Annotated in this window: 4 protein-coding genes; all 4 read left to right on the forward strand. The window is 37.4% G+C overall.

The genetic code is table 11. The features are described 5' to 3' along the window. The first annotated feature begins 1,174 nt into the window (after nucleotides 1–1,174). The 4 genes from LACDD01_RS10685 (at nucleotide 1,175) to LACDD01_RS10695 (ending at nucleotide 3,124) form a co-directional block, all read left to right on the forward strand. Nucleotides 1,175–1,465 carry a WXG100 family type VII secretion target gene (locus LACDD01_RS10685; RefSeq protein WP_061415151.1) on the forward strand — a complete coding sequence of 97 codons (291 nt, stop codon included), beginning with the start codon at nucleotides 1,175–1,177 and terminating at the stop codon, nucleotides 1,463–1,465. A 129-nt stretch (nucleotides 1,466–1,594) separates the two neighbouring features. Further along, the gene (locus LACDD01_RS10690) at nucleotides 1,595–1,930 is read left to right on the forward strand and encodes a hypothetical protein (protein ID WP_156468528.1); all 336 of its coding nucleotides are present in this window, start codon (nucleotides 1,595–1,597) and stop codon (nucleotides 1,928–1,930) included. Next, the gene (locus LACDD01_RS11910) at nucleotides 1,927–2,067 is read left to right on the forward strand and encodes a hypothetical protein (protein ID WP_156468529.1); all 141 of its coding nucleotides are present in this window, start codon (nucleotides 1,927–1,929) and stop codon (nucleotides 2,065–2,067) included. Before LACDD01_RS10690 ends, LACDD01_RS11910 begins: the two co-directional genes overlap by 4 nt. Then, nucleotides 2,030–3,124 carry a Tle-like phospholipase domain-containing protein gene (locus tag LACDD01_RS10695; protein WP_061415155.1) on the forward strand — a complete coding sequence of 365 codons (1,095 nt, stop codon included), beginning with the start codon at nucleotides 2,030–2,032 and terminating at the stop codon, nucleotides 3,122–3,124. Before LACDD01_RS11910 ends, LACDD01_RS10695 begins: the two co-directional genes overlap by 38 nt. Nucleotides 3,125–3,660: the final 536 nt, after the last annotated feature.

The raw sequence follows: 3,660 nt of genomic DNA on the forward strand, positions 1-3,660 counted from the left end.
TACTGAAGTTCTTCTTCAGTTTTTTTATTTGTTTTGCGACATGGGACCATGTTGCTCTGCTCGCAAAAGTAATTTTAAGTGCAAGGAGCATAAGAGAAACAGCATGACCTATTTTAGTAGTCATTTTAAATTTTCTCGCTGTGCTATTTTTAAAAAAGGCTTTGGGCTTGTTCCAAATTACTTTGCTTGTCAAAGCCCTAGCCTATAAAAGATAAAATGAATCAAGGTGGGACCACCTTGCTATGCTTGCCAGATAAAAATAGAGAAAGTGGTGAGAAAAAGAGTAGAGATGTTTTTTTAGTGCCTCTCTTTCTTATTAATTTTAAAAATTTAAAGAACAAATAATTTTTAGAAAAGAAGTTTTCATTCGTTATTTTTCTTTGTCAAACACCGACGCGACGAAATAGTGACGACCTTGGCGCAGAAGAGCGCCAAAAGGGAGTGCGTTGGTGAGTGCGAGGTGGAGGACGAGTAAAATAGAATGAAAAAGATAAAGTATGATATAATACTCTTAGGTGTTCAAATTAGTCATAAAAAGTAATGAAAAGAATGTCAATTGTACCCCATTTGGTAACACGGGGTACAGGTAGGTAACAAGATATGCCACCTTAGTTATATCAATGGTTAAAGGCGTTACCTCTTCACTTTAAAATATTTCTATGCTTGAGCGTAAGCATAGCTCCGAGCAAAGCGTAAGGAGTGAGCGTGCGAAAGCATTGGTGGACGAAAAAGTCCACCGTTTACCCCCAGAAAAGCTAATGAGGGGGGTTAGAAGTGACACAACCAGAGATAGACCAGTAAAAATGCACGTCTATCTGGGGGCACCTCAAAAAAAACTATACCAATTTGAAATTATCAGAAGTTGAACAAATGTTCAGCTTCTTTTTATATCTAAAAGCTCATATTTTGCGTTTTAAGCGATTTTAGAGTTCAGTTGGTATAAATCTACCCAAAGACTGCGAGCATCTAAATAGGAGCTTCTGAGAGCTAGTAACGCGACGGAGCGCAAGCGGATAGTAATTGAGGCAGAACGTCACGGAAAAAAGAAGAGAAGTGTACAAGCGGAGCGCCAAAGTTCGAGAGCAGGGAGTTAAAAAATAATTTTCTTTATGGATTGACGAAGTCATTAAAAGTCAGTAGAATAAAGGTATTAAAAGATAAAGGAAATGAAATTATGTCAGCAATTAGCGTAACCCCAGAAGAACTCAAGCAACAGGCACAAGTCTATATCCAGTCAAAAGAACAAATTGAGCAAGCCATCCAACGCGTCAACTCTATGAATTCAACGATTGCGGAAGAATGGAAAGGTCAAGCCTTTCAAGCTTATTTGGAGCAATACAATCAACTGGAACAGAATGTCCGTAAGTTTGAAGAGCTTCTCGAAAGTATCAACCAACAACTCAATAAATATGCGGATACAGTGGCGGAACGTGACGCCCAAGATGCTCAAAGTTTTGGGTTCTAAAGTGGAGTAGCCTTGAGGGCTACTTTTTTTAAAGGATAAAGAAATGAAAAAAAGAAAAAAGGACTAACGATAGGAATATTATCTTTTGTGATAATTACTTTAATCATAGTCGTAGGAGGAAAAATGTATATGAGTAAGAAAGAAAATAATGAAGAGTCAAGTTTGTCGAAGCAACGCCTGGCAGCCCTTTCCTTAAAAAAAGAAGAGCCTTATGTAACAAAAGTGGAATTTATAGGTGAGGGTGAACATCCTGGTGTGGGAGCATCTTGGGTTATTGGGGCAAAGGCTACTATGGGTGGAGAAGTGTTTGATATTTCTCTTGGTACAGAGGGGAATACGGCTATTCATTTCCTCGGTAATGAAGGTAAGAAAAAAAGATATGATGAAATAACGAATAAAGAGTTATCCCATGAATACCCATTAGAGGTGATTTATAGTAATGGAAAACACGAGGTATTAGAATGACTCCAGAAGATTATAAGGTAATAGCAGATGACTCTTATCGAGTAGATAAAAATGTTAGAGATCGAAGACCTCTTTATGCTGGAGATGAGTTTAAGGTAAATGGAAAAAAAATGGGAAGTTCTCAAAACCAAGGATAACCCATTTACAGGCTTTCAAGCTATGGCTGTCGCTCCAGTATCTGATGGGACTAATCCAAGTAATGTGGTGATTGCCTATGCAGGAACCAATCCTTTTGATTTTGGAGACTTGTATTGGGATTATGAGAATGTGATGTTATCCAATGGTGGGGGTCAAATGAGAGAAGCCAAGCACTTTGCGAATCAAGTGGCTCGAGATTATTCGGATGCGTCCATCTCAGTGACTGGACATTCTCTTGGTGGCTATCTTGCTTTGGCGCAAGGGGCGGAACATCATTGGCAGACGGTAACCTTTAATGGTCCAGATCCTTATGACAATTTGTCCCACCAAGCGAGAAAATGGGCGAAAGAAAATCCAGATTATATCACAAATTTCGTGAACTCCAAAGATGCAGTGACTTATGGTGGAGGTATTTTCACCTCGAGTGTGGGAAGATTTAAAACCACAGGAAAACGTGTGTGGATTGACAATGGCTTACTTTCACATAGTATTGGTAACTGGGAATTTGATGACAAGGGAAATGTTATCGATGGTAATGGAAAAAGTTACGGTCTTCCAAGTCCAACAGAACTTGATGCAAGTATGACCACGCTTCAAAATTCGTTTAAATCACAAATGAAAGAATTAGGGAGTTTGAAAAAACGCTTAAGCGCAAGTGGGGGTGGTTTATCTTCTGGAGAGAAAATCTATTTAGATTCTGCTCAAGCTCTTGCCATAGTTTCAACGGCTAGTGCAGAGTTTAATTTGGCTATGGTTAATGTGATGAGAGTTTATCACGACGGAATAAGAGAAGCAGAGGAACTCTGGCAAAAAACCTTGTCTGATGCGATGGCTACAGGCAATCAATTAGAACGTTGGGAAATCTATGAGGCTCTGGAGAGCGTAGGCTGTACAGAATATAATATTGTGGGTGTGCCTACCCAACAATACCAAATGAAAATTGATAAAATCCGAGAAATGAGTGAGCAATTTAAAAGCCTTGAAAATCAAATCAAGGCAAAGATTTCAGAAATCGTGGCTCGCGATTCAGAATTGGCACAACAGTTGAGAGGCTAAGGGGGTTATTTTGCTTACAGAAGAAGAATTAAAACGTGATTATAATTTGAAAAGAGCGCAATTGGAAGAGCAAGAGGACACGATTAGACGTGGAGAAGTGAGCTTTAACCAAAAGGTGCCTATAAGGCGCCTAAAAATGAAGAGTTTCAGGTACCTTATTTAGAGTATGAATTTTTAAAAAAACAGCATGAAAATGATTTGAAACAAATTGAAAATTTAACTAATCTTCTTGACCAGCAACAAAAATTAACTGCAGGTATCTTATCTGAAGAAAAAAGTAAAGGTTTTTGGTTAAAGATTTTTAAGAAAAGATAATTTCAGAAATTGAAGAAATAAAAAAAGGCAATAAGCCTTTTTACATGTTAAAATAAGCAGAATTTGAAATAACATTCTGTCCTAGATATTATATCATGTTTATAGAATTAAAAATAAGTATTCGTATAAATTGCTTAGATAAAAAGAATACAATATAATAATGTATATCAGAGAGTTACACTAAAAACGTTTTATAGCGTTTTTTATTTGGAGGATTACCC

This window comes from Lactococcus sp. DD01, assembly GCF_001578715.1.
Classification (GTDB): Bacteria; Bacillota; Bacilli; order Lactobacillales; family Streptococcaceae; genus Lactococcus; species Lactococcus petauri.